Genomic DNA, 25047 nt, shown 5'->3' on the forward strand with positions numbered 1-25047 from the left:
GCGGCTCAGGCCTCCAGCAGCGGCTGGTCTTCGTCGCTGGCCTGATCGGCGTGGTGGTCGGTAGACAGCAGCATGTAGAACGCCGGCACCACGAACAGGGTGAACAGCGTGCCGATGGCCAGGCCGGTGGAGATCACCAGGCCCATGTTGAAGCGGCCCGCGGCGCCAGCGCCGGAGGCGATCACCAGCGGCAGCACGCCGAGCACCATGGCGGCAGTGGTCATCAGGATCGGGCGCAAACGCACGGCGGCGGCGTGTTCGATCGCCTCGCGCTTGCCCATGCCGGCCAGCTGCGAGTGGTTGGCGAACTCCACCATCAGGATGCCGTGCTTGCTGATCAGGCCCATCAGGGTCACCAAGCCCACCTCCGTGTAGATGTTGAGGCTGGTGAACAGGTTCACGAAGATCAGCGCGCCGAACAGCGCCAGCGGCACCGACACCAGGATCACGATCGGGTCGCGCAGGCTGTTGAACTGCGCAGCCAGCGCCAGGAACACGATGATCACCGCGAACAGCAGCGTGCCACCGAACCCGCCGGACTCCTGGGTGAACTGCCGCGACTGGCCGGCGTAGTCCACGGTGTAGCCGGTGGGCGCGACCTCCTTCACCAGGTCGCTGAGGTATTTCAGCGCATCGCCCTGCGACATGCCGGACACGCCGGAAATGGTCGCCGAGTTCAGCTGCTGGAAGTGGTTGAGCGAACGCGGCACCACCGAGTGCTTGATGCTGGCCACGGTGGACGCCTGGATCACCTCGCCGCCTGGCGTGTTGATGTAATAGTCCAGCACCTGGTGCGGGTTGAGGCGGTCGGCCTGCAGCACCTGCGGGATCACCCGGTACGAGCGCCCGGAGATCGAGAAGTAGTTGACGTAGCCGCCGCCCAGCGCCGCGCCCAGCGAGGCACCGACGTCCTGCTGGGTCAGCCCCAGCGAGGTGATCATGTCGCGGTCGAACGACACCGTGGCCTGCGGCTTGTCCACCTTCAGGTCCGAGTCGATGAAGTAGAACTTGCCGCTGGCCTGGGCCTTGGCCAGCACCTGGCTGGCCACTTCGTTGAGGTTCTCGAACGGCTCGGTGGTGGTGATCACCATCTGGATCGGCAGGCCCGAGGCGCCCGGCAGCGGCGGGAACTGGAACGCCGCCACCTGCGCACCGGCGATGCCGTTCCAGGCACCTTGCAGCTCCTGCTGCAGCTCGTGCGCCGAGCGCGTGCGCTGGTCCCAGGGCTTGAAAAGCACGCCGCCGATGCCCTGGCTGGTGGTGGGCACGCCGGTGAGCTGGAACATCTGCTCGTACTCCGGCAGCTTCTTCGCCGCGGCGAACATCTGCTCGGCGTACACGTTCATCTGCTGCGCGGTGGCATTCGGCGCGCCGACGATCTGCCCGGCGACGATGCCCTGGTCTTCCTCCGGTGCCAGCTGCGACTGGGCGGTCATGCCCAGTGCGATGGTCGCCAGCAGCAGCAGGGCGGACATCACGATCACCACCGACCAGGTCGACAGCGTGCCGTGCAGCATGCGCTTGTAGCCGCGCTGCACGCGCTCGAACTGGTGGTCGATGAACTTCACGAAGCGGCCTTCGTCCTGCTCGGAGCGGAAGAACTTCGCGCACATCATCGGCGACAGCGTCAGCGCCACCACCGCCGACACCGTGACCGCGCCGGCCAGGGTGAACGCGAACTCGGTGAACAGCGCGCCGGTGAGGCCCTTCTGGAAACCGATCGGCACATACACCGCGATCAGCACCACGGTCATCGCGATGATCGGCCCGCCCAGCTCGCGCGCCGCCAGCAGCGCCGACTGCAGCGGGGTCTTGTGCTCCTCCTTCATGTGGCGGTCGACGTTCTCCACCACGATGATCGCGTCGTCCACCACCAGGCCGATCGCCAGCACCAGCGCCAGCAGGGTCAGCAGGTTGATCGAGTAGCCCAGCGCCAGCATCACGAAGAACGTGCCGACCAGGGACAGCGGCATCGCGATCACCGGGATGATCACCGCACGCAGGCTGCCCAGGAACAGGAAGATCACCACGGTGACGATCACCAGCGCCTCGACCAGGGTCTTGACCACCTCGTCGATCGAGCTGTTCACGAACTCGGTGCCGTCGTAGACGATCTCGCCGGTAAGGCCGCTGGGCAGCTGCTTCTGGATGTCCGGGAAGGCCTCGCGCACACGCTTGGCCACGTCCAGCACGTTGGCATCCGGCGCCACCTTGATGCCGATGAACACCGAACGCTTGCCGCTGAAGGCCACGTTGAAGTCGTAGCTGTCCGAACCCAGCGTCACCGTGGCGACGTCCTCAAGGCGCACGATGGCGCCCTTGTCCTGTTTCACCGCCAGCTGCTTGAACTCGTCCACCGTGTGCAGGTCGCTGGCAGCGGTGAGGTCGACGGTGACCGCCTGGCCCTTGGACGAGCCCACTGCGGCGAGGTAGTTGTTGGCCGCCAGCGCCTTGTTGACGTCCGCCGCGGTGACGCCGTGGGCGGCCATCTTGGCCGGGTCCAGCCACGCGCGCAGCGCGAAGTTGCGCGCGCCGAGCAGCTCGGCGGTCTGCACGCCGGAGATCGAGTCCAGCTTGGGCTTGACCACGCGGGAGAGGTAGTCGGTGATGTTGTTGGTGGGCAGCACATCGCTGTAGAAGCCCATGTACATCGCATCGACCGTCTCGCCGGTCTGCACGGTGAGCACCGGCTGCTGCGCCTGCTGCGGCAGCTGGTTCTTCACCGAGTTCACCTGGGTGGTGATCTCGGTGAGTGCGCGGTTGGCGTCGTAGTTCAGGCGCAGCGTGGCGGTGATGGTCGACACGCCCTGCACGCTGGTGGAGGACAGGTAGTCGATGCCCTGCGCCTGCGAGATCGCCTGCTCCAGTGGCTGGGTGATGAAGCCGGCCATGGTCTGCGCATCAGCGCCGTAGTAGGCGGTGCTGACGGTGACGGTGGCGTTCTCGGTTTCCGGGTACTGGCGCACCGTGAGGCTGGTGACGGCCTTCAGGCCGAGCACCAGGATCAGCAGGCTGACGACGATCGCCAGCACCGGCTTGTTGATGAACAGGTCGGTGAATTTCATGGGCGCTCGCTCAATGCTCCTGCGGTGACGGGCTTGCGCTATCCGCCGGCTGCACGCTGTTGTCGACGGTGATCGGGGCGTCGTTCTTGAGCTTCATCTGGCCGCTGCTCACCACCTCGGTGCCGGCGCTGACGCCCTTGAGGATCGCCACCTGGTCGCCACGGCTGTCGCCGGTGGTGACAAAGGCCTGCTTCACCGTGGGCGGTAGCGGCTTGCCCTTGGCGTCCTTGCCCTTGGACGGCTGCACCACGTAGACGGTGTCGCCGTAGGGGTTGTAGACGATTGCCGCCTGCGGCAGCGTGAGCTGCGAGCGCTGCTTGCCGACGTCCACGCTGACCTTGGCAAACATGCCCGGGGTCAGCGTCTGGTCGTGGTTGGGTACGGTGGCTTCCACCTGCACGTTGCGCGTGCTGGCATCCACCTTGGGGTTGATCGCGCTGAGCTTGCCGCTGAAGCTGCGGCCGGCGTAGGCATCCAACGTCAGGGTCACCGGCTGGCCGACCTTGAGCCGGCCCAGCTCGCCCTGCGGCACGTTGAAGTCCACGTACAGCGGATCGAGCTGCTGCACCGTGACCACCGACGTGCCGGCGGCGAGGTAGTCGCCGGGGCTGATGGTGATGATGCCGGCGCGGCCGTCGAACGGCGCGCGCAGCTGCTTCTTGGCGATCACCACCTGCTGCTGCGCCACCGCCGCCATGCGGGCCTTGGTGTCGGCCTGTGCCGTGTCGAAGTCGGCCTGGCTGATCGCCTGGGCGGCGAGCTGCTTGCGCGCGCGCTCCAGGGTGATCTTCGACAGCTCGGCGTTCGCCTGCAGCTGCTGCAGCTGCGCCACCTCGTCGCCGTCGCGCAGCTGCACCAGCAGCTGGCCCTTCTTCACTTCCTGGCCGGACTTCAGGTTCACGTCGGTGACCAGGCCGGCCACTTCGGCGGCGAGATCGGCGCCGTTGGCCGCGCGCAGGCTGCCGACCGCATTGAGCGCGGGCTGCCACGCCTGCTCGCTGGCCTTCACCGTGCTCACGGTGACCGGCGCCGGCTGGGGCATGGAATGGATCATGCGCATGACCAGCAGCACCTTGATGCCGACGATTACCGCAATCAGGGCGAGCGTGCCCAGGATCACCCAGATCATCCGCTTGAGCGTGCTGGGCTTCTTGTCTGCGCGCGTCGTCATGCGCGATCTCCTTATCGGGAAACGTTGGAAGGGGAAGCGGAGGTCGCCATCGGTGCGGCGGCGTCCTGGCGCCAGCCGCCGCCGAGCGCGGTGTACAGCGCGGCGGTGTCGGACAGCCGTGCGGCGCGCGCCTGGATCAGCGTGATGTGCGCCTGCTGGTAGCTGCGCTCGGCATCGAGCAGGTTGAGGTAGCCGGTGGCGCCGAGGTGGTACTGCTCGCGGGTGAGATCGAGCCGCTGCGAAGCGGCCTGCTCGGCGGTAGCCTGCGCGGCCAGCGTCTGCGCGTCGTACTCCAGCGCCTGCAGGGCGTCGGCGACATTCTGGAACGCGGTCAGCACGGTCTGCTGCCAGTCGGCGGCGACCTTGTCGAGACCGGCCTGCGCGGCGCGCTTCTTGTGCAGCAACTCGCCGCCGTGGAACAGCGGCTGGGTGAGGCCCAGGCCCAGCGACCACGCGCCGGTGCCGGCGGAGAACAAATCGCCGCGGCTGAATGCCTGCGAGCCTGCGCTGCCGGACAGGGTGATCTGCGGCAGCATCGCGGCGGTCGCCACGCCGACCTGGGCCGAGGCGGCGTGCAGCGCGGCGGAGGCGGCGCGGATGTCCGGGCGCTGGTCCACCAGCTGGGCGGGCAGGCTGACCGGGATGTCCTGCGGCAGGTGCACGGCGTCGAGCGTCAGCGCCGCCGCGTCCAGCTGCGCCGGCGTGGTGCCGAGGTAGGTGGCCAGCCGGTTGCGGGTGGCGGCGAGCTGGGCGCGCAACGGCGGCAGGGTCGCCTCGGTGGTCGCCAGCTGCGCCCGCACCGCCAGCGTGTCGGACAGCGACTTTGCGCCGATCTGCTGCTGCTTGTCGGCGATGTCCAGCGTCTTGCGCTGCCAGTCGACGATCTGCTCGGTGGCACGGATCTGCTCGCGCAGCGAAGCCTCCTGCAGCGAGGCGGTGACCACGTTGCCGGCGAGGGTGAGGTAGGTGGAGTCGAGCTGCGCCTGCTGGTAGTCGCGCTGCGCCAGCTGGGCCTCGATGCCGCGGCGCACGCCGCCGAACAGGTCGAGCGTGTAGCCCACGCTGACCGAGGCGTTGTACAGCGTGAACGGGCCCGCGCCGCCGGGCACGCCGGAATCGACCGCGGACTGCTTCTGCCGCGTGGCGCCGAGGTTCGCATCGACGGCGGGGAACAGTCCGCCGCGCGCCGCGCTGGCGTTCTCCTGCGCCTGGCGCAGCGCCGCCTGGGCCGAGGCGATCGACGGGCTGTGCTGCAGCGCCATCTGCACGCGTCGGCTCAGTTCGTCGTTGCCATAGGTGGACCACCAGCGCTGCGGCACGTCGCGCCCGGCGAGGAAGCGCTGCGCATCGCCGTCGGGGGTGTCGGCCGTGACGGTGGCAGCGGGCAATGGCTGGGTGGTGTAGCGGTCCACGCTCGGCGCGTCGGGGCGCCGGTAATCGGGGCCGACGGCGCAACCACCGAGCCACACGACGGTGGCGATCAGTGCGAGCCGTTGCGCGCCGCGACCGAACAGACGCGGCGCCATGAAGGCAAAGTGTCGAGACAAGGGAAACGACCTGGCAGGAGAATTGGCCGGGCGAGACATTACCATACCCATTGGTTTAGATATCCGTGTCGCCAGTCATATTGTGGAAAAAAGCGAAGTCGTGACCGCTCGCCGGATGCCACGGGCGCGGGCGGCAACGCCGGGAGCGACTGGGGACGACGATCCGCTGCCGCCGATTTCGACATCGCCCCGGGCCTTCCCCGGTGTGCTTGGCTATGATCCGGGCGGACTGCTGCGGAGGTATGAATGTTTCTGTCGTCACCCGTTCCGGCATCGGCTCGCCGCGGCCCCGTTCCCTGCGCGGGCGCATCGCGATGATTGCCGCCGAAACCGTGATCACCTTCGCCACCCCGGTGTTCTTCGCGCTGATCGGCGTGGAGCTGCTGGTGGCGAAGCTGCGCGGCCGGCGTGCGTATCGCAGCAATGATGCGGTCACCAGCATCGGGCTGGGGGTGATCTCGCAGCTGGCGGGCGTGTTCCTGAAGGTGCTCACGGTGGGCGTGTACGCCTGGTGCTTCGAGCACCTGGCGCTGTTCGCGCTGCCGGCTGGCGCCTGGTGGGTATGGGTGAGCGCGCTGCTGCTGTACGACTTCCTCTATTACTGGCTGCATCGCATGGGGCATGAGGTGAACATCCTCTGGGCCGCGCACGTGGTGCATCACCAGAGCGAGGACTACAACCTCTCCACCGCGCTGCGCCAGACCGCCACCGGCGGCCTGCTGGGCTGGCTGTTCTATCTGCCGATGGCGCTGCTCGGCTACCCGGTGAGCGTGTTCGTGGCGGTGGCGCTGATCGACCTGCTGTATCAGTTCTGGGTGCATACCGAGCAGGTCGGCAAGCTGGGCTGGTTCGATCGCGTGTTCTGCTCGCCTTCCAACCACCGCGCGCACCACGCGGTGAACGATCGCTACCTGGACAAGAACTACGGCGGCATCCTGATCCTGTGGGACCGCCTGTTCGGCACCTTCGTCGAGGAGGACGACAGCGATCGTCCGGTGTACGGCACGCGTGCGCCGCTGCGCAGCTTCAACCCGCTGTGGGCGAATCTGGAGGTGTACTGGGCGACCTGGCAGGACGCGCGGCGCGCGACCCGTTGGCGCGACCGGCTGCAGATCTGGTTCCGCCCGCCGGGCTGGCGGCCGGCCGACGTGGCGGCTCGCTTTCCCAAGCCGGCCTTCGAGCTTGCACGCGAACGCTTCGATCCGCCGCTCACGCGCCGTCGTGCCATCTACGGCCTGGTGCAGTTCGTGCTGCTGCTGGGCATGACCACGCACTTCCTCGGCCTGGCGGCGCAGGCCGGCCTGGGCGTGCTGCTGGGCTACGCGCTGGTGATTGCGCTCAGCCTCACCGTGCTCGGCGCGTGGTGGGAAGGGCGGCCCGGCGCGGTGTGGCTGGAGGCGGCGCGAGTGGTCGCACTCGCCGTGGTGCCGGCGGTGCTGGGGCGCTGGTTCGGCATCGAGGGGGCGGCGATCGGCGCGGTGTTCGCGCTGCTGTTTGGCGCCAGCGCGCTGGCGCTGGCGTGGGTGACGCGCGGTGTCGACGGCACCTCCGGCTCGGATGCGTCGGCAGGAAATGGTGTGCATGCGGCTTCTTCCAGATAGCCGTCTATACGTCCAAATGATTTGCCTTGTTAGATGCCCGTGAAGGTTTTCGCGGGCATCGTTGTTATGATCGTCCGCTGTTACACGTCGGTATCAAGGGGATGCATGATGGGTTTTCTAGCCAAGTTGGTGCGCCACAAGTCGATCGAACAGCTGCAGGCCGAGGCCGGCTCGCGCGGTGATTTTCGCCGCGTGCTGGGGCTCTGGCAGCTCACTGCGATCGGCGTGGGCGCGATCATCGGCGTGGGCGTGTTCGTGCTCGCCGGCCAGCAGGCCGCCGCGAACGCCGGCCCGGCGGTGGTGCTCAGTTTCATCATCGCGGGCCTGGGCAGCGCCTGCGCCGCGCTGGCCTATGCCGAGTTCGCCGGGATGATCCCGGTCACCGGCAGCGCCTACACCTACGGCTACGCGGTGCTGGGCGAGCTGTTCGCCTGGATCATCGGCTGGGACCTGCTGATCGAATACGCGCTGATCGTGGGCGTGGTGGCGATCGGCTGGTCCGGCTACGTGCAGGCGCTGATCGAGCAACTGTTCGGCGTCACCTTGCCGGTGTGGGCGCAGGGCGCCTACGACCCGCAGCATCCGGACAGCGGCAAGGTATTCAACGTGATCGCCGCGGCCATCACCTTGCTGATCGCCTGGATGCTCACGGTGAAGACCGAGTGGGGCGCGCGCGCCAACACCGTCATCGTGGCGATCAAGGTGATCGGCGTGGCGCTGGTGATCGGCGTGGGCGCGTTCTACGTCAACACCGCCAACTGGCATCCCTTCATTCCCACCGCGGTGGTGAAGGACGGCATCACCACCTACGGCTGGGGTGGCGTGCTGGCCGCATCGAGCATCGTGTTCTTCGCCGTATTCGGCTACGACACGCTGACCACGGCGGCGGAGGAATCGAAGAACCCGCAGCGCGACCTGCCGCGCGCCGTGCTGCTGTCGCTGGCGGTGTCGATGGCGCTGTACCTGGCGGTGTCGCTGGTGCTCACCGGCATGGTGCCGTACGACCAGCTCAGCGGCGCGGCGCCGGTGGATGCGGCGTTCAAGGCGCTGGGGCTGGACTGGGTGCGCGGCATCATCTCGGTGGCGGCGATCGCCGGCATCACCAGCGTGATGTTCGCCTTCATGCTGGGCGCGGCGCGCATCTGGTTCGCGCTGTCGCGTGACGGCCTGCTGCCGAAGTGGTTCGCCAAGATCCATCCGAAGTACGGCACGCCCGCACGTCCCACCATGATTCTGGGCGTGTTCACCGCGCTGGTCGCCGGCTCGCTGCCGATCGGCGAGGTGGCCGAGCTGGTCAACATCGGCACGCTCGCCGCCTTCATCATCATCTGCGGCTCGGTGCTGATCCTGCGCGTGCGCCAGCCGAACGTGGAGCGCCGCTTCCGCACGCCGATGCTGTGGCTGGTGGCGCCGGCCGGCATGCTGTTCTCGCTGTTCCTCATCATCGGCTGGCCGTGGTTCGCCGACGGCCACTTCCAGCTGCTCGGCGGCCTGCCGATGATCACCATCTGGCGCTTCATCGCCTGGATGATCCTGGGCCTGGCGATCTACTTCGCCTACGGCATCCGCCACAGCGAGCTGGCCAAGTCGTAAGCCGCGCTGTTTGCCCTCAATGAAACGCCCGCGGAGCCGGCTCGGTTCCGCGGGCGCATTGTTTTTGATGCAAGCGCAGGCGGTTCACCGCTGCAGCGTGTGTCCTGTTGCCTGCAGCTGGTCCAGTGCCTGTGCCGGGGGTGCCAGCGCAGCGGTGGGTGAGGCGGGCAGGCTGGCTGCCTGCGCCGAACTCTGCTCCAGCGGCATGCGCACCGCCTGCGCGGTATCCACCACGGCGTGGCGCTGGAAAGTGCGGCCCAACACCTGCTCGGTAGCGATGGCATGGCTGCCGTCCTCGCTGAGCGTGACCGCGTCGATGCGCGTCATGCCTTGCGCCTTGCAGGCCGTCACCAGCGCGCCGGTGAGGTTGGCGCTGCACTGATCGGAAGCGCGACCACGCTCGGCGTCGAGCCGCTGCACCTGGCTCCAGCCCTGCCGGTACATCGGGTGATCCGGATGGCGTGGATCGTCGAGGCGGGGCGTGCCCTGGAGGTTGTCCTCAAGCGCATCATGCGCCTGGGTGGAGGCCAGCCCGTCGACGGCATGCTGCACACGCTGGCCGGCGTCGTGCCATTGGCGTGCTGCCCATGACGCGCCGTCGTGGAGGGCGGTTCCCGCCTTGTGCAACTCTTGCGAGGCCCACTCGCTCGCGCCGTGGAACAGGGATCCGGCGGCGCTGGCCTTGCTGGCCAGATCGTCTGCCGCCATCTCGCCAACCGCGCCGACGATCCGCGCACCCAGGCCCACCGCGTCGGCGGCAAGCGGTGCGACAGGTCGCAGTTCTGTCGCGGTATCGGCAGCGGCACCACTCGCCTGATGCCAGGCCCGCCCGCCGTCATGCAGCACACGGGATGCGGCATGCGCGACGCCGTCCACGGTCTCGCCCGTGGAATGGATATTCGCCGCCGTTGCATCGACGTTGGCCTGCGCCGCGCTGCCGAATACCTGCGTGAGGTTGCCGACGACCTGCATCCGCGCTCCGGTGTCGTCCAGTCCCGTCACGTACTCCAGCCCGCGCACCGCCACCTTGTAGCGCATCACGTCGACGGCATCGTCGAGCTGGTCGGTCAGGTGGGCCTTGTTGGCTGCCCGGTTCGTGTCGTTCAGCAGATCGTGCAGCGCCACCCGAGAGGTGAGCACGTCATGACGGAAATGGTCGAAGGCGGCCTGGTGCTGCTCGTAGCGCGCTTCATTGGCTGCGGTTAGGACGCTTTCGCCTTCGCCGGATTCCGGCGCGAAGTTCGAGATGAAGTGCGCGCCGAGCTGGCCCGCAATCATCGGGTTGGCCGGATGCCGTGGGTCCGGCGCATCGAGGTAGCGCCCCTCCCTGAGATCGGCCACATCCTGCTCGGTGGCATAGATCTTCACCGTGCCGTAGTGGCGACTCGCGGCACTGACGATATCGGTTGCCTTGGCGTGGTTGATGAACGGGGGAGCTTCTTTCGGCTGCCCCTGAGGGACGCCGTAGTCGAGATCGACCGCCCCGTAGCCGTTGAAGGCTTCGCCGCCCAGGCCGTGGCGGTATCCCATCACCTCGGCAAGGGTGCCTCCCAGCGAGTGCCCACCAACGGTGACTTCAACAGGGTGGTGATAACGCGGTTCCAGTTCTTTCGCCTCGGCGAGCACTTTGAGTGTGAATGCCTCGGCCTCGGGCATCTGGGCGTTGAGCCGCGAGCGGACCATCTCGAGGTCGACCTTGTCATCGCGAAATCCGTCGCCCATGGCCTCGGTGCCGCGATACATGATTTCGACCTTGCCTTGGTCGACGTCCAGGTACGCGGTTGCCTGGAACCCCGTGGCTGAAGATCTCACCGAATCCAGAACGGCATAGCGGACGCCATGAATGAGCACGCTATCGTTCTTTGCCCGGTCGGTGTAGGCGTCTGCAGCCAGGCCGGCCTTTTCATTCCATGGTGTGCTCATCGTGCCGCTCCTTGGCAGTCAGTTCCATTGCGAAGAATTTCTCCGGGTGCTGCGCGACCTGGACATCTGAAGGGCCTGCCGGATAGTTGAGGTTGTCCATTGGCGCAGGTGCGTAGAGGTCCTTGGGAACGTATTGATCGTGGGTGCCCTGCGCACGGATCTGGTCAGGGGTGAAGTTCGCGCCGAAGGTCCGATTGAAGGCGCTTGCCGTCACGATCAGGCCATTGAAGTGCCAATGACAGGTGCCCAAGCCGAAGTAATCGTCATCCTGCAGCAGGTCGAGATAGATGGTGCCGCGATATCGGCCACCGCCCAGGGCCTCAAGCGGAACGGGTGGATAGCGGGTCGGAACCTTCCGTGCGCCGCTGACCAGATCCTGCGGAACGCAATTGCTGTTCTCGACCTCGAAAGCCATTTCGCCTTTCACGGAATCGAACGGCCCCGGGGCATCCCGGATGGTCACGGTGATCTCGTACGCCTGTTTTGGATGCGGGTTCTGCTTGATGTCGGAGTCGTCCATGGTTCGGCTGCAGGCAGTGAGGAAGAGCAGGGTGAGGGCGGCGGCAACGGGAAGTCGCGGCATCGGAGTTCCATGTCCTCGGGCAACGAGTGGGGAACCTAGCACGCGTGTTGTGCTGCGTTCTGTCGGCCTTTGCCGATCCTTGATGGTTCTGCCGCGCCGAGCGTGATGCGGTGCACGGCGGTCTCCCATTTGCCTCGCCGGGCCATGGCCGATGGTCGACGTCGTGACCTCTGGCAGGGGGCCGGGCGTGACCTTCGACCTACCATCGAGCCCTTGTCCCATGCCAGGCCCGCACCACAGGACGTGACGGGTCGCCGGCATGGTTGCGGCCGGGGGAGGTGAGGCATCGCGTTCCCGGCGTCTGTCCGGAGTGCGTCCTGTGCCACGTGTATCCCGCCTGTGTTCCGCCCTGATCCTGGCCCTCGCACTGCCGGCCGCGCATGCGGCCGCGCTGCCCGCGCCGCTTGACCAGCCGTATGCCGGCACGCTGACGTTGGCGGTGGATCTGGCCGATGCGCCGAAGAAGATCTTCCGCGTGGCCGAGACCATCCCGGTCACACCCGGCGCGCTCACGCTGTACTACCCGAAGTGGATTCCCGGCGAGCACGCGCCGTCCGGCCCGATCCAGAACGTGGCGGGGCTGGTGATCAGCGCCAACGGCAAGCAGTTGGCTTGGCGGCGCGACCTGCGCGAGATGTACGCGATCCACCTGGACGTGCCCGCCGGCGTCAGCCAGCTCGATCTCGCCTTCCAGTTCCTGTCGCCGGGCGACGGCGGCGAGTTCGGCGCCAGCGCGTCTTCCACGCCCAAGCTGGTGGACGTGGAGTTCAACCAGGTGGCGTTCTACCCGGCCGGGCACTACACGCGGCAGATCACCGTCGCGCCCAGCGTCACGCTGCCGGCCGGCTGGAAGTTCGGCAGCGCGCTGGAGGTGGCCAGCCAGTCCGGCGCCACCACCCAGTTCAAGCCGGTCACCTTCAACAACCTCGTGGACTCGCCGCTGATCGCCGGCGCGCACTTCAACCGGGTGGATCTCGATCCCGGCGCCGAGGTGCCGGTGCACTTGAACGTGGTGGGCGACGGGGCCGACGACGTCAAGCTCACCGACAAGCAGCTCGCCGGCCAGCGCGCGATGGTGCAGCAGACGCTCAAGCTGTTCGGCGCGCACCACTACGGCCACTACGACTTCCTGCTCACGCTGTCGGACCACACCGGCCACTTCGGGCTGGAGCACCACCAGTCCAGCGACGACCGCCTGCCGGCCAACTTCTTCACCGACGACACCATGCACATGCTGGCGGCCAGCCTGATGCCGCACGAGTACGTGCACTCGTGGAACGGCAAGTTCCGCCGCCCGGCCGACCTGTGGACGCCCACCTTCAACGAGCCCATGCAGGACGATCTGCTGTGGGTGTACGAAGGCCTCACCGACTACTGGTGCGGCGTGCTCACCTCGCGCGCGGGCCTGTGGAGCGCGGCGCAGTACCGCGACTCGCTGGCCTCGATCGCCGCGGCGATGGCGCACCGCACCGGCCGCGGCTGGCGCTCGCTGCAGGACACCGCCGACGCCGCGCCGCTCACCTATTTCGGCGGCGGCGGCTGGATCAACTGGCGTCGCGGCACCGACTTCTATCCCGAAGGCCAGCTGCTGTGGCTGGACGTGGACACGCAGATCCGCGAGCTCTCGCACGGCAAGCACTCGCTGGACGATTTCGCCCGCGCCTTCTACGGGCAGGACAACGGCAGCTACGTCACCAAGACCTACACCTTCGACGACGTGGTCGGCACGCTCAATCAGGTGCAGCCGTACGACTGGGCGCGCTTCCTGCGCCAGCGTCTGGACTACACCGGCACCGAGCTGCCCGAGCACGGCATCGAGCGCGGCGGCTGGAAGCTGGTCTACACCGATCAGCCCAACGACATGGACAAGGCGATGGAGAAGGTGCGCCACGGCGTGAACCTGGGCTATTCGCTGGGTTTGTCCGCCGGCAGCAACGGGCAGATCTACGATGTGCAGTGGGACGGCCCCGCGTTCAAGGCCGGCCTCGTACCGGGCCTGGGCATCGTGGCCGTGAACGGCAAGGACTACTCGCCCGACGCGCTGAAAGACGCCGTCACCGCGGCCAAGGGTGCCAACGCGCCGATCGAGCTGCTGGTGAAGAACGTGGACACCTACAGCACCTACCGCGTCGACTACCACGACGGCCTGAAGTATCCGCACCTGGTCCGCGCCAGCGGCAAGGATTTGATTGGCGACATCGCCACCGCCCGCAAGTAATCCCCATCCGCCTTCATCCCCACGGCCGGCGCGCGCCGGCCGGGTCCACCGACCACCCCGCATCGAGGAGATGCCTCTTGAAGAACACCGCTCTCGCTTCCGCCCTCCTGATCGCCGGCCTCGGCCTGCTGGCCGCACCGGCCCACGCCGACAGCGTGCCGCCCGTGCAAGACACCCCGTACACGCCGGGCACGCTGAAGATCCACGTGGACGCCACCGACGTGGCGCATCGCGTGTTCCGCGTGCACGAGACGATTCCCGCCGCGGCCGGCCCGCTCACGCTGCTGTACCCGCAGTGGATTCCGGGCAACCACTCGCCCACCGGCCCGATCGACAAATTCGCCGGCCTCACCGTGAAGGCGAACGGCAAGACGCTCACCTGGACGCGCGATCCGCTCAACGTCTACGCGTTCCATGTCGACGTGCCGGAAGGTGCCAGCGCGGTGGACGTGGACTTCCAGTTCCTCTCCGCGCAGGAGCGTGACCAGGGCCGCGTGATGATGACGCCCGAGATGCTCAGCCTGCAGTGGGACAAGGTCTCGGTGTACCCGGCCGGCCACAACATCCGCATGATCAACGCCGATGCCAGCGTCACCCTGCCGGCCGGCTGGGAAGGCGCCACCGCGCTGGAGCTCGCCTCCAAGAACGGCGACACCCTGACCTACAAGACCATCACCTACAACGCGCTGGTCGACTCGCCGATGCTCGCCGGCAAGTACCACAAGCAGGTCGATCTCGACCCGGGCGCCAAGGTGCCGGTGCACATGGACCTGTTCGCCGACGCGCCGAAGTACCTCGAGTTCACCCCCGAGCAGATCAAGCCGCACCGCGAGCTGATCCAGCAGATGTACAAGCTCTACGGCGCGCACCACTACGGCCACTACACCTTCCTCACCTCGCTCAGCGACAAGCTCGGCGGCATCGGCCTGGAGCATCACCAGTCCAGCGAGGACGGCGTCAAGGCCGACTACTTCACCGAGTGGAAGAAGAACGCGCTCTCGCGCGACCTGTTCTCGCACGAGTACAACCACTCCTGGGACGGCAAGTACCGCCGCGGTGCGGACCTCACCACGCCCAACTTCAACGTGCCGATGAGCGACACGCTGCTGTGGGTGTACGAGGGCCAGACCCAGTTCTGGGGCTACATCGTCGCCGCCCGCGCCGGCCTGTGGACCCCCGAGCAGACCCGCGACATGCTCGCCTACGCCGCCGCCACCTACGACAAGGGTCGCCCTGGCCTGGCCAGCTGGCGCAACGTGCAGGACACCACCAACGACCCCACCATCGCCCAGCGCTCGCCGCTGCCGTACCGCAACTACCAGGCCAGCGAGGACTACTACGTCGCCGGCGCGATGATCTGGCTCGACGTGGACGCCAAGCTGCGTGCACTCAGCGGCGGCAAGAAGAGCATCGACAACTTCGCCAAGGCCTTCTTCGGCATGAACAACGGCGACTGGAAGGTCAACACCTACACCTTCGACGACGTGGTGAAGACGCTCGACGGCATCGCCAAGTTCGACTGGGCACCGTTCCTGCGCGAGCGCCTCGATGGCCACGGTCCGCTGATCAACGGCATCGCCGAACACGGCTGGAAGCTGGTCTACACCGACAAGCCGTCCGACGCGATCAAGGCGATCGAGGCCATCCGCGGCAACGCCGACCTCACCTACTCGTTGGGCGTGTCCGTGGGCAAGGACGGCTCCATCGGCGACGTGCTGTGGGACGGCCCGGCCTTCAAGGCCGGCCTGTCGCCGGCAATGAAGATCGTCGCCGTCAACGGCACCGAGTACTCGGCCGACGCGCTCAAGGACGCCGTCACCGCCGCCGCGAAGGACAAGAGCCAGCCGGTCGAACTGCTGGTGAAGAACTTCGACAGCTACAAGACCGTGCGCGTGGACTACCACGACGGCCTGAAGTACCCGCACCTGGAGCGCGACGACAGCAAGCCGGACACCCTGGCCAAGCTGATCAAGCCGCTCTGAGTTGCGCCACACCCTCTTCCCGCCGGGAAGAGGGTTCGCCCTGCCTCGCGCTCTCTCCCCGCCGGGGAGAGAGCAGGCCCTGACGTGATTCCGCGGGCGGGAGCGAGGCAAGCCGAGCGTGCGGCCATCGCATCACCAAGCACCGATCCAACTCCGCTATACTTCGCGTCCGCCGCACCCCGGACACCGTCCGCACCGCGGCTGGCAGCACCAACACGCGCCTGTAGCTCAGCCGGATAGAGTAGTGGCTTCCGAAGCCATTGGTCGGGGGTTCGAATCCCTCCAGGCGCGCCACTTTCCCGTCGGTCAAGGCAGACTGTGCGTTAAAGCATAACTTTGCCGAAACGGCAGATTTATGCTTTAGCGTCAAGCATATACCTACCGCCCCTTGGCGACCTGAGTGGCCCACCGCTACGCGTGGTCTTGCGCCAGGCGTGCTCTGGCAAGGGGCGGCTGACGGCAATCGGCAGATTGCGGTCCTCAAGGCCGGTATGGCCTCTGCCCCCCAATCACCTAAAGCAGCTGTCCAATTTGCGTTGGGAGGTTCGCCGAGCGATGGATGTTCTCAACCCCTGCGCTTGCGGATTCCTTGGAACAACGCATTCACCGCCTCGATGTCCTGCAGTAGCTCGGCTGGCTGCGTCACCGCGCGTTGCTGGCCCGCGGCATGGGAATGCGCACGGACGTTTCGGCAGCACCTATCGTGAAGGCGTTGAACCTCGCGGTACTCTGCATCCTGCACGATCATCACTCCGTCGAGCCGGCCGACCGAGATGTTGTCCCGGAACCGCACGACGGTCTCATTAAGAATTGTGTCCTCGATTCCGACCTCGATCGTCACCCGAAGGTCGTCGTAGGCATTGCGGATTGCGAGCCGCTCTTCGTCTCCCGGAGGATTGTTGAAGTTGGCGACGATCCTCTGGTGATCAGCGCGATGTTGCGCGATACGCTCGCGGTGGCGTCGCATGTCGTAAGGCAATCCCGTGTCGATGTATCCGGGACCCTCGGCGCGATAGCTGATTGACTTCACGCAGGGCGCCTGCCGGATATCACCGCAAAGCGTGGTCAGTTCTCCAAAGAAGACTGCGTCGTGGGTGAAGACAATGACTTGCCGGACAGCAGATTCCTCGACAATTCTTCGTGCGACGGCAGTTCGATGGTTATGGTCGAGGCTGGAGACAGGATCGTCGAACACAATCCCGGAAGAGGATCCTGATTGGTAGAGTTCTGCGAAGAAGTACGCGAGCGCGCACATGCGCTGCTCGGCCTCGCTGAGCACGAGGTGCGGGTCGAGTCGACTGTCAGCAAGGAGGATGCCGAGGCGTACCGACCCCGCGTCGCCGCTTGAGCTGACCCCAGCTCGGATATGGTAGAGATCAAGTTTCCTGAGCTCATCATTCATCCTGCCGGCTAGCGCCTCGCTGATGTAGGTCTTGGCAAGTTGGCCCGCGAATAGGGTGATCGGACGCGTGTTTCCAATATCTTCTAGGCATTTCTGAAGCTTCAGCTTTTGATCGAGATTACCAATCACCTGAGCAATGCCATCAATGTGCTCCGACAGAAGACACCGCGCTTCAAGTTCTTTCAGGCGTAGCCGCTTCGCCGCGAGAGCCGCCGCATCAAGGTTCGCTCGCAAGGCGGTCGCCTCGGCCCGTAAGCTGTCTGCAATCTTGCGAATCGAAGCGGTTGGAATCGCACCACTGTAGGTCGGCCGATCCTCCCAATGCCCACCTTCCACAGCGGCTCTGAGCCACTGAAGGCGATGGAGCAGGTCCTCCTGGAAGATCTGGATATCTTCTGGCAGGGTCTCAATTCGCCCCCGCAGGCTCTCGGACATGACCTGGGAAACGTTGAACGTAACTGTCAGCTTCCCGGTGTCATGGACGATCTGTTGCCAAGCCTTACGCGCAGCCTGTGCGGCTTCTGACGCCGTGTCCCTGACATAGCGATCGAAGCGCTGCAGACGGTCCTTTGCCGCCGGAGTGAGCTCCTGCTGGCAAAGCACGCATTGCGCGCGCTCGCTGGTGACCGGGAAGGCCTGCTCTGGGTATGCTGCGCCGGTCGAATATTCGCGCGCTGCGTTGAACAGGAGCGCCCAGGGGCCTTGGCCCGTGCCGGCAAGCAGCGGCGTGTCATCCCCGGCTTGCAGAAGGGCGGACGCGGCCCGTTCTGCTGCCTCGGCGGCCAGCAGAGTTTGATGCGCCGACCGCGCGGTATCGATGGCTTCATCAGACACAAAAGCAGCGGCGGTACCGATGGCGTTGGCAAGCTCATCGACCCTGGTCGCGGCGTTGTCCAGCAGCGCAGCGTTGGCTGTTGGATCTTTTTCGCTAATTTCCTGAGGCAGGCGCGCGCGCTCTGCTTGTTCGTCCGTGCTGATCACGGCAAGCGCGCGTGCCCCCGCCAGATCCGTTGTGGCGCTGATTGGATGCACAGCCCGACCAGCGTCGGTATCTGCGGGAATGGCGTTGAAAGGCGTCACATCCACTGCGAGGCCATTTATCTCTGCCTGAAGCCGCGGACGCAGCATCTGACTGAGGCCGTTGGCCAGTTGCTGAAGATAGGTTAGGGCGGTGGGCTGGAAAGTGGCAGTTTCCCGCGCCTGAAGGTAGTGGCGGGCACAGTCGCCGTCGAAGACGGAAATGCCCCTGAGTTCGGACCGAGAAACGTGGCCACGTTGACCGCTCCATAGCGCCTCATCTGGGACGCCGTCCATCTCGAAGGCGATGGTGGCGCTCGGCGTGAGTTGCGTGAAATTGGGGTCGTAGGCATTGGCATAGACGGTGCCGGGGCTTCTGGCGCGGCACGCCTGCTTCAGCACGCGCGCATAGCCGGACTTGCCGGTGCCGTTTCCACCGTACGCGATGGTGAGACCCTGCGACTGAAACCCCAAGATCTGGTCGCTCGGAATTTTCCCGACATTGACCAGCGTATGCAGGGACGTGAGTACAACAGTCGTGCCCTGGTTCGCCTCGGCGGGAAAATGATCTCTGGCGAACGGGATTGGTCGAGGCGTCGGGTCTAGCTTGGTGCCTATCGCGTGATGTTGCTTGGCAAGATCGAGAATCTCGTCAAGATCGGAATCGCTCCATTCTCCCTGAACACATAAGCGTCTCAGAGCGTCCTGACGCCACAGCGGCAGCCTGTCAGCCCACGCCAGCACTTCCTCATAAATCGCCATGCGCCAGCCTCCGAATTCCCTGGTGGCCAAATACTAGTCACCAACCGACCCGCTCAATTTGCGCTACAAACGAGCCAACGTTATAAAGCTTGCGTCCGTCGGGGGAGGCCCCGACGGACGCAGCTTTCGAAAGCCTGCCACGACCTCTGCCAGTTAGGCCGTCAAACTTGGCTGGCAGCGGGTCTTATTCTGTTGCGCTTGGCGGGCAAACTGCACCAAGCGCCAAATCTGTTGTCGTCTTCATACGGCCTCCTACGTGTGTTGGGGTGGGCTAAGTCTTTGCCTTCGGTCGACTGATTCGCTTTTTGCGTGCAGCAGATCCCGTTTCCGCAGGCGGTGGTGGTACTCGCTGTTTCTCCGCAGCTTTTTTCGCGGCTTCAGCAGTCTCTACGCAAAACGCTTTGTAGGCATCCATTTCGGCGCTCGCGCCAACCTCAGCCAGCCGATCCTGGAATCGACCATACAGTTCGTCTTGGACCCTCCTGTCCTGCCGTAGGTATTCGACAGCAACGTTCGGATTGAGTAGGAGAACGTAGTGGAAGTCTCCGGAAGGGCCCTTTTTTGGGATCAGGAACTGAAGGTCACGGAGCACCTTCATTCGGCGACGCCAGGTGTCCACTGCGCGCGCTCCCGTAAAGCCTGCCTCAGCAGCAAACGTCGCTGGATTCTCGATCACCAGAAGGGGGCCGTCGGGAGCGCGAGCCCAAAGACAGAACAGGGTGTGCCCTGCAGGCTGGCCTTTTGATAGGTGATCAATCGCCTCCATGGCCAGCGGCAAAGTACGGGGGACAGTGGTGAACCCTTTGGCTTTTCTGCGCTGCCAGAGCCACGCCTCTGGGAAGTTGGGAAAGTGGATCGCCATGAGCGCCGCAGCACGTTCAGCCATGCCTGAGCGGCGAGCCATCGCTTGTTTCAAGTTCATCATCTCGCCTCCTTCATCGGTTGCAGCCGGGTCGTGGTGAGAAAGTATCGACGCTGCACACTCCTAAGACCACGATTTGATACGCGCAATAAATCGTCATGTTTCAAGGACGCGAACGGGCTCTTTGGGAGAGTGTAGATTCACCATATAGTGCCTTTGTAGGTCTGTGAAATGCGCGTTTCCGCACGGAAATTATGGCGCAAAGCCGCATCGCTGAGCCATTTCTCTCACCTAAACCTGTCCTCCACGTTATCCCGTCTTCCGGGTTATCCGTGTGCTCCACGTGCTCCAGGGGTTCTCCAAGGGGGCAAAGGAGGGGGCTCTCACTCTGGCAACACCACCTGTGGATTGGTGTGCTCACCCCGCGAACGTCACCTCGAAGGACTTTGGCGCCAACTGCCTTGCCGCCAAAGCGTCCGCTGGACATGAACCAGCTACCGCGGCTTCGTCTTGCGGCTGCTTCGTGTGACGACCGGATGGGCGGTTCTACGAAGTACGGAAACTCTCTTCCTTGCGATGTAGATGCTGACAGACCACTGTCGAGCGACGAAGTGTGGGAGCTTGTGCCATCCAATTGCCTGCATCTCTGGGGTTAGCAGATCCTCGAGCGTGATAGCGGCTAGTCTGGCGAGATCTAGCTCCCTCTGCCTATCTCTCAGCTCAGTCTGGTGTTTCACCAATGACGCGACTATTGAAGGAAACCAGCGAGATGGGCTCGACTTGCAAACGCCGGCTTCCCTGCATATCTGAGCAAGGGACTTCCCCTCCGGACCCTGCTGAAGTGCAACCTCCAGCTCTTGGCGAACCCGTTCTCTGACCAGGTGGTCATGCGCCTTGTTGGCCGGGTGGAGATTCAGCGGCTTCGGCTCCATGCCATTGAGGGGTCGGGCCGCGGCGGCCTGCCTTGGGTCGACGAGTAGGTCTGTGAGGGGAGTTTGGAATCGCTGAGCGATGCGCAACAGAGATCCGACGAGCTTTCTCGTGGGGATGTCGCGCTTGTGGAAGTAGTCGCCTGCGCTATTGGCAAGCCGCTTGCCATCCAGTTCGTGCTTGATGGCATGGAAGAATCGGTGCGGACTGTCCCGCCTAAACACGTAAGAAGGATTCGTCGCGCAGAAAGCCAGCACATCGATTAGATCCTTCTCGCCCGGTGCAGCGGTCAGCGAGATCGTCCAGCGGCTGCTGTCGTTGCACAGGGGCTTGAAGCATTGGCTACAGCGAAACCAGGGATGGTCGCCCCTACGGGTTTGCCCTCCGCCGCAATGGGGGCATTGATTCTCTAGGCGGATCCGATGGGTAGGACAGCGTGAGATCGGCTTGAGCCGCCAGAGAAGCTTCTCGTACGCCGGGGCGCCACCTTGCTCCCATTCCTGCATGCACGCAGGGCACCAGTGATGAACATGGCGAAGAACCTCGCCCACATGGCGCCCGCTGACCTCTTTGAAGGCGAGCAGGGTCATGCTGGCCAGTCCGCGGAAACCTGTGCCGGTTTCAAGCACCTTCACGAGCTGCTCTATATCTCGCCCAAAGCCACACTTTGGAATGTGGCCGATGTATCGGCCGAGGCTCGCTTCACCGACAGGTTTGTCGTGCTCCCACCAATCATCGAGAAGCCGACAAAAAGACGAGAGGGCGATGCCATGCGCGGCGGCTAGACGATCCAAGTATGAATCCAGCGCCTCGACGTCGCTGGTGCCTGCCCCCTCGGGGGGCACGGGTAGGAGGAACGTGCTCATGTGTCAGCACACCTCAGTGCGGTCCCGGATCCCGCTTGGGCTTTCTCTCGAATGGACGCCGCGCCGCGTTTCGAGGCGGCGCTTGGGCTTCTTCATGCTGGGCATCATGGCTGCCAGCGATGCCCCACTGGGACGATAGGTGTCTCCCAAGCGCAATCTCGTCTCGGATCGGACGGATCTGCTCGACAAGCCGTGTAGCAAGAAGATGGGAGATAGTCAGGCGAACTTCACCCTGTGCAGCCATCTCGGCAATCCCGCTGGCGATCCATCCGGCCAGTAGGCCAATGCACCCCAGAGAACCCTCAAATATCAGCTGACGGTGTTCTCGAAGTGCAGCGGACCTTTCCAGAGGCAGCATCTCCTCGAAAGTCGCCAGAATCCGATCAAACTCGGATGCAGAGCCCGGCTCCAGTCCATAAGGCGGGAAGTCGATAACCGTTAGCCGCCCATTGAGGTGAGCTGACGAGAAGCAGGTCTGTAACAGCTCGTATCCGCCGAACAAGATGATCACCAACCCGGTGCTGTTGCCCAGGCATTTCAGGGTGTCCAGGATCTCTCCTGCCCGGGTTTGGCTAGGGGTACGAAGCAGGTGGTGCGCCTCGTCGATGAGCAGAAACCTGGTCTTGCGGTACTGAATGCACCTCTCAAGCTGCAAGCGAAGATGAGTCTCGGACTGGCTTCGCCGGAACGGTGACCAACCTTCGATATTTACTGGATCTCTCAGCTCCTCCAGGGCTCGCAGCGTGAAGTGTTTGGTCGAAAACTTGCCCTGATTTGTCGTCGCGGCTTCGATCCTTATCAGCGGTATGGTCCGTTCATCCTTGTCTGTCCTCTCCTTCACCAGTTCGGCTGAGAGACGCCGGCTCAGGGTGGTCTTTCCTACTCTGGTCGGCCCGACAACAGCGATCACCTGGCCAGGCGAAGCAAGCGCCGACTGAGCGTAAAGACGGCGGTATGCGGTCTTGAAATTCCGATGCTCGAGCTTGAGTGCCCGAACCTGATCGACAAGCGCTTGGGCCTCCATGTTATGCCTCGTCCCAGGTCGTAGCTGGAAGGGGTAGGGCTTTGAAGGATGAAGGTGACTGAGGTGAGCAGGTCACCACATGAGTCATTGCATCTTTCCGCCTATTACTTCCTTGAGGGATGCGAGATTCGACCCTCTCCATATGGCTGCGCATTTCGTGCGTCGCAACCAATCGGTCGAACTTGGCATCGTGGCGGAGTGAGGCGCTGTCCAGCCATGTGACAGCTTCACAGATGGCGTTGGGCGTAATGTTCGAAGGTGATGGTCGCGGTCCGTTGAAACATGGATACCAATGCTCCTTCACCAAGACGTAGAGGCAATGGTGATCCCAGGGTTCTTCCCGCGCCTCGACTCGAGCACGGTGGTGTAGCGATCGAAGTACGGGGTTGGAGTAGAAGATGCCGTTGTGTCGTACTCCGCGCTGGTGGTCGACCACAAGTTGCTTGCCCACCTCGATCGCCGTCGATACCAGAAAGGGTCCATCGAAGGCGGTAGGGATTCCGGAAAAGCCGAAGCGCTTCAATCCCGCCTCGGTTGCGGCGTTGGGTGACAGGAGCCGGTTGCCGGACGCGTGGCAATTGAACAGCTGGAAAAAATAGTGAGAGAGATCCTCATGGAGTTCGAGCAAGGACATCTTTGAACGCTTCCAGCCCTTGTGGCTGCTCGACTTCCCTCGATCCTCTCGCAAATTGGCGGCATTGCCGGGAAGCGTCATAACCAGCTCTTCCTTGAGAACACCAAAGGTCCGTTCAACGGAAGACCCATAGCGGGCGTGACCAGGCGGCCGTGACTGCTTGTGTAGCCCCATTCTGGCCAAGCACGCCTCGAAGTAGACCGATTCGAATTCCTTTCCATTGTCGACCACGATGCATTCAGGGAGTCTCTGCTGCCTTCGCACGCAGTCTCGAAGCACCAGGGCACAGGCCCGGCGACTGGGTGCGCGGAAGCTCAGGGACATTGCGAGCACTGCGCCGGTGCACTCATCGGTCATGATCGTCAACCAAGGGCGTTCGGTTAGACGCTTTCCGCCTGTCTCCATAACGGTCAGGTGGACATCGAGTTTGGCATGATCGATATGCGCTCGATGAAACGGGCGTGTCGCCAGCAGTGAACGCTGGCGAGGATCGGCGGGTGGTGCAGCTGCGTTACCTGCACGCTTCCCTCCACGCGCTCTGGCGGCAACCTCGGGATCGAGGTTGCGTATGCGGGCTAGGAAGGCCGGAAAGGTGATCGGCCTCTCCCCAACTTCCGACTCGGATCCTGCCTCGGCGAAGTCATGGAGGTAAGCGCCGTAGCATCGGAAGGGCTTGGGACTCTCTGCGGTCAAGAATGTACGAGCGATACAGGCTTGAAGTAGTTCTTCGTGGGCCATGGAAAGCCGGGAAACGCGGTTGCCTCGCCGATAGGTCATCGGTACAAGCGCTGCTGCACCACCAGTCCTTCGCTTGGAGCGCCATTGGCGCATTGTCCTGGGGCTAACCGACTGTGGCGAAGTTCCCTCCAAGATGCCTATGCGCTGCATCAGCTCGATCGCCTGACTCGCCGATACGGCGTCGCTTCGTGCAACCGTCGAATTACCCGGCAACGCTATAAGTGTCGTCCCTTCGCGTACCCTCCGAAGCGTGATGGCGTCGAGCGCCACCCAACTGTCTTCAATGTTGGTAAGGCGCTCCTCCGCGAGATCACAGGCGACCTTTCCAGAGTCGATGAGACGGATGACCGTCGTTGCATCAGTCTGGCCTATGGCCCTCAAGAGGGCTCCGATCGTCAATGCGCTCTCTTTCACCAGGAGCTTGAGGATCTTTTGCTCCTGCTCACGAAAGTCGGCGGGCGTAGATGCAGATCGCGCCTTCAGCAAGAGCTCGTAGTTGGTGAGCTCCACGCGGTTGAGGCGTCGGTCAGTGACGACATGATGGGCGATACCAAGCTTCGCAAAGGCTTCTTTGGCGGGGCGGTACACAAAGCCATTTTTTGTTTCTAGCCAATCCCGCGGACGTGTGGTGCACAGCTCGGCGCATCGTTCGGCGGGTTTGACCTCATAGGCTCGTATGCCATCAGCGTGGATGGTGAGCACGTCTGCAGTGTACGAGGCGCGGTATCCATGGCCGCGTGCGTTGGTTCCCTCGATCGGGACGCTGTTCGGTTGCTCCCAGTACTCGAGAATCTCGTCGAAGCCGAACTCACATTGGAGAAGAAAGAGGTACTCAAGATGGCTCTCCGCCATGACGGAACAGCCCATGCGTGCGCTCGCGTACCGATAGCAACAATTCGGTACAGAGATCGATCGCACACGGCGCGCAGGGGGAGAAGAGCGAACCGCTGCCAGATAGGCAGCACCGGAGCTGGGGATCTCGAGCTTGTGCAGGAGTTGACCAAGCTGTTCTTGGCTGCAGAGCATGATTTGACCTCCTCATCAGCAAGGGACGCAATCGGCCGCACGGGACCGCGGAAAGGCCGTGACCGATTGATTTTTCGAGTGGGGCGAGCTGGAATGGAGGTGC

14 protein-coding genes and 1 tRNA gene are annotated in these 25047 nt (G+C 64.4%); 5 read left to right on the forward strand and 10 right to left on the reverse strand.

Translation table 11 applies throughout. The features are described 5' to 3' along the window. Nucleotides 1–5 precede the first annotated feature (5 nt). The 3 genes from ISP17_RS18935 to ISP17_RS18945 are packed head-to-tail and all read right to left on the reverse strand — an operon-like array spanning nucleotide 6 to nucleotide 5783. Complete coding sequence (locus ISP17_RS18935) at nucleotides 6–3065, reverse strand: efflux RND transporter permease subunit (protein WP_404636006.1); 3060 nt, start codon at nucleotides 3063–3065, stop codon at nucleotides 6–8. 10 nt (nucleotides 3066–3075) lie between these two features. Then, a complete protein-coding gene (locus ISP17_RS18940) occupies nucleotides 3076–4236 on the reverse strand; it encodes an efflux RND transporter periplasmic adaptor subunit (protein WP_404636008.1) in 1161 nt (386 codons plus the stop codon). 11 nt (nucleotides 4237–4247) lie between these two features. Further along, nucleotides 4248–5783 (reverse strand): efflux transporter outer membrane subunit, encoded by a 1536-nt coding sequence (locus ISP17_RS18945; RefSeq protein WP_404636010.1) that lies wholly within the window; start codon nucleotides 5781–5783, stop codon nucleotides 4248–4250. Between the two features lie 314 nt (nucleotides 5784–6097). Between ISP17_RS18945 and ISP17_RS18950 the strand changes: the two genes are divergently transcribed. Beyond that, nucleotides 6098–7384, forward strand: coding sequence for a sterol desaturase family protein (locus ISP17_RS18950; RefSeq protein ID WP_404636068.1), 1287 nt, complete (start codon nucleotides 6098–6100; stop codon nucleotides 7382–7384). A gap of 108 nt (nucleotides 7385–7492) precedes the next feature. Then, complete coding sequence (locus ISP17_RS18955) at nucleotides 7493–8977, forward strand: amino acid permease (RefSeq protein WP_404636070.1); 1485 nt, start codon at nucleotides 7493–7495, stop codon at nucleotides 8975–8977. An 84-nt stretch (nucleotides 8978–9061) separates the two neighbouring features. Here the strand turns inward: ISP17_RS18955 and ISP17_RS18960 are convergent, their stop codons facing one another. Together ISP17_RS18960 and ISP17_RS18965 are read right to left on the reverse strand one after the other, a co-directional pair. Beyond that, nucleotides 9062–10900 (reverse strand): XVIPCD domain-containing protein, encoded by a 1839-nt coding sequence (locus ISP17_RS18960; protein ID WP_404636012.1) that lies wholly within the window; start codon nucleotides 10898–10900, stop codon nucleotides 9062–9064. Continuing rightward, nucleotides 10881–11483: a hypothetical protein gene (locus tag ISP17_RS18965; protein ID WP_404636014.1), complete on the reverse strand. Its 603-nt coding sequence runs from the start codon at nucleotides 11481–11483 to the stop codon at nucleotides 10881–10883. The genes ISP17_RS18960 and ISP17_RS18965 overlap by 20 nt, the downstream gene beginning before the upstream one ends. Before the next feature lie 259 nt (nucleotides 11484–11742). Here ISP17_RS18965 and ISP17_RS18970 point away from each other — a divergent pair, with 259 nt between their 5' ends. The 3 genes from ISP17_RS18970 to ISP17_RS18980 all read left to right on the forward strand — a co-directional run bounded on the left by ISP17_RS18970 (nucleotide 11743) and on the right by ISP17_RS18980 (nucleotide 15977). After that, nucleotides 11743–13701 carry a M61 family metallopeptidase gene (locus tag ISP17_RS18970; RefSeq protein WP_404636016.1) on the forward strand — a complete coding sequence of 653 codons (1959 nt, stop codon included), beginning with the start codon at nucleotides 11743–11745 and terminating at the stop codon, nucleotides 13699–13701. Nucleotides 13702–13778: 77 nt separating this feature from the next. Then, nucleotides 13779–15683, forward strand: coding sequence for a M61 family metallopeptidase (locus ISP17_RS18975; RefSeq protein WP_404636018.1), 1905 nt, complete (start codon nucleotides 13779–13781; stop codon nucleotides 15681–15683). A 217-nt stretch (nucleotides 15684–15900) separates the two neighbouring features. Further along, a tRNA-Arg gene (locus ISP17_RS18980) sits at nucleotides 15901–15977 on the forward strand. A 271-nt stretch (nucleotides 15978–16248) separates the two neighbouring features. Here ISP17_RS18980 and ISP17_RS18985 read toward each other — a convergent pair. The 5 genes from ISP17_RS18985 to ISP17_RS19005 form a co-directional block, all read right to left on the reverse strand. Further along, nucleotides 16249–18864, reverse strand: a complete 2616-nt coding sequence (locus tag ISP17_RS18985; RefSeq protein WP_404636020.1) for an AAA family ATPase — start codon at nucleotides 18862–18864, stop codon at nucleotides 16249–16251. A 271-nt stretch (nucleotides 18865–19135) separates the two neighbouring features. Further along, nucleotides 19136–19789, reverse strand: coding sequence for a hypothetical protein (locus tag ISP17_RS18990; RefSeq protein WP_404636022.1), 654 nt, complete (start codon nucleotides 19787–19789; stop codon nucleotides 19136–19138). Between the two features lie 431 nt (nucleotides 19790–20220). Next, nucleotides 20221–21522, reverse strand: coding sequence for a TniQ family protein (locus tag ISP17_RS18995; RefSeq protein WP_404636024.1), 1302 nt, complete (start codon nucleotides 21520–21522; stop codon nucleotides 20221–20223). Between the two features lie 13 nt (nucleotides 21523–21535). Continuing rightward, nucleotides 21536–22546 carry an AAA family ATPase gene (locus ISP17_RS19000; protein WP_404636026.1) on the reverse strand — a complete coding sequence of 337 codons (1011 nt, stop codon included), beginning with the start codon at nucleotides 22544–22546 and terminating at the stop codon, nucleotides 21536–21538. A gap of 1 nt (nucleotide 22547) precedes the next feature. Next, complete coding sequence (locus ISP17_RS19005; protein WP_404636028.1) at nucleotides 22548–24944, reverse strand: hypothetical protein; 2397 nt, start codon at nucleotides 24942–24944, stop codon at nucleotides 22548–22550. Nucleotides 24945–25047 lie beyond the last annotated feature (103 nt).

This window comes from Dyella ginsengisoli (genome assembly GCF_044904665.1).
In the GTDB taxonomy this organism is placed as follows: domain Bacteria; phylum Pseudomonadota; class Gammaproteobacteria; order Xanthomonadales; family Rhodanobacteraceae; genus Dyella_A; species Dyella_A ginsengisoli.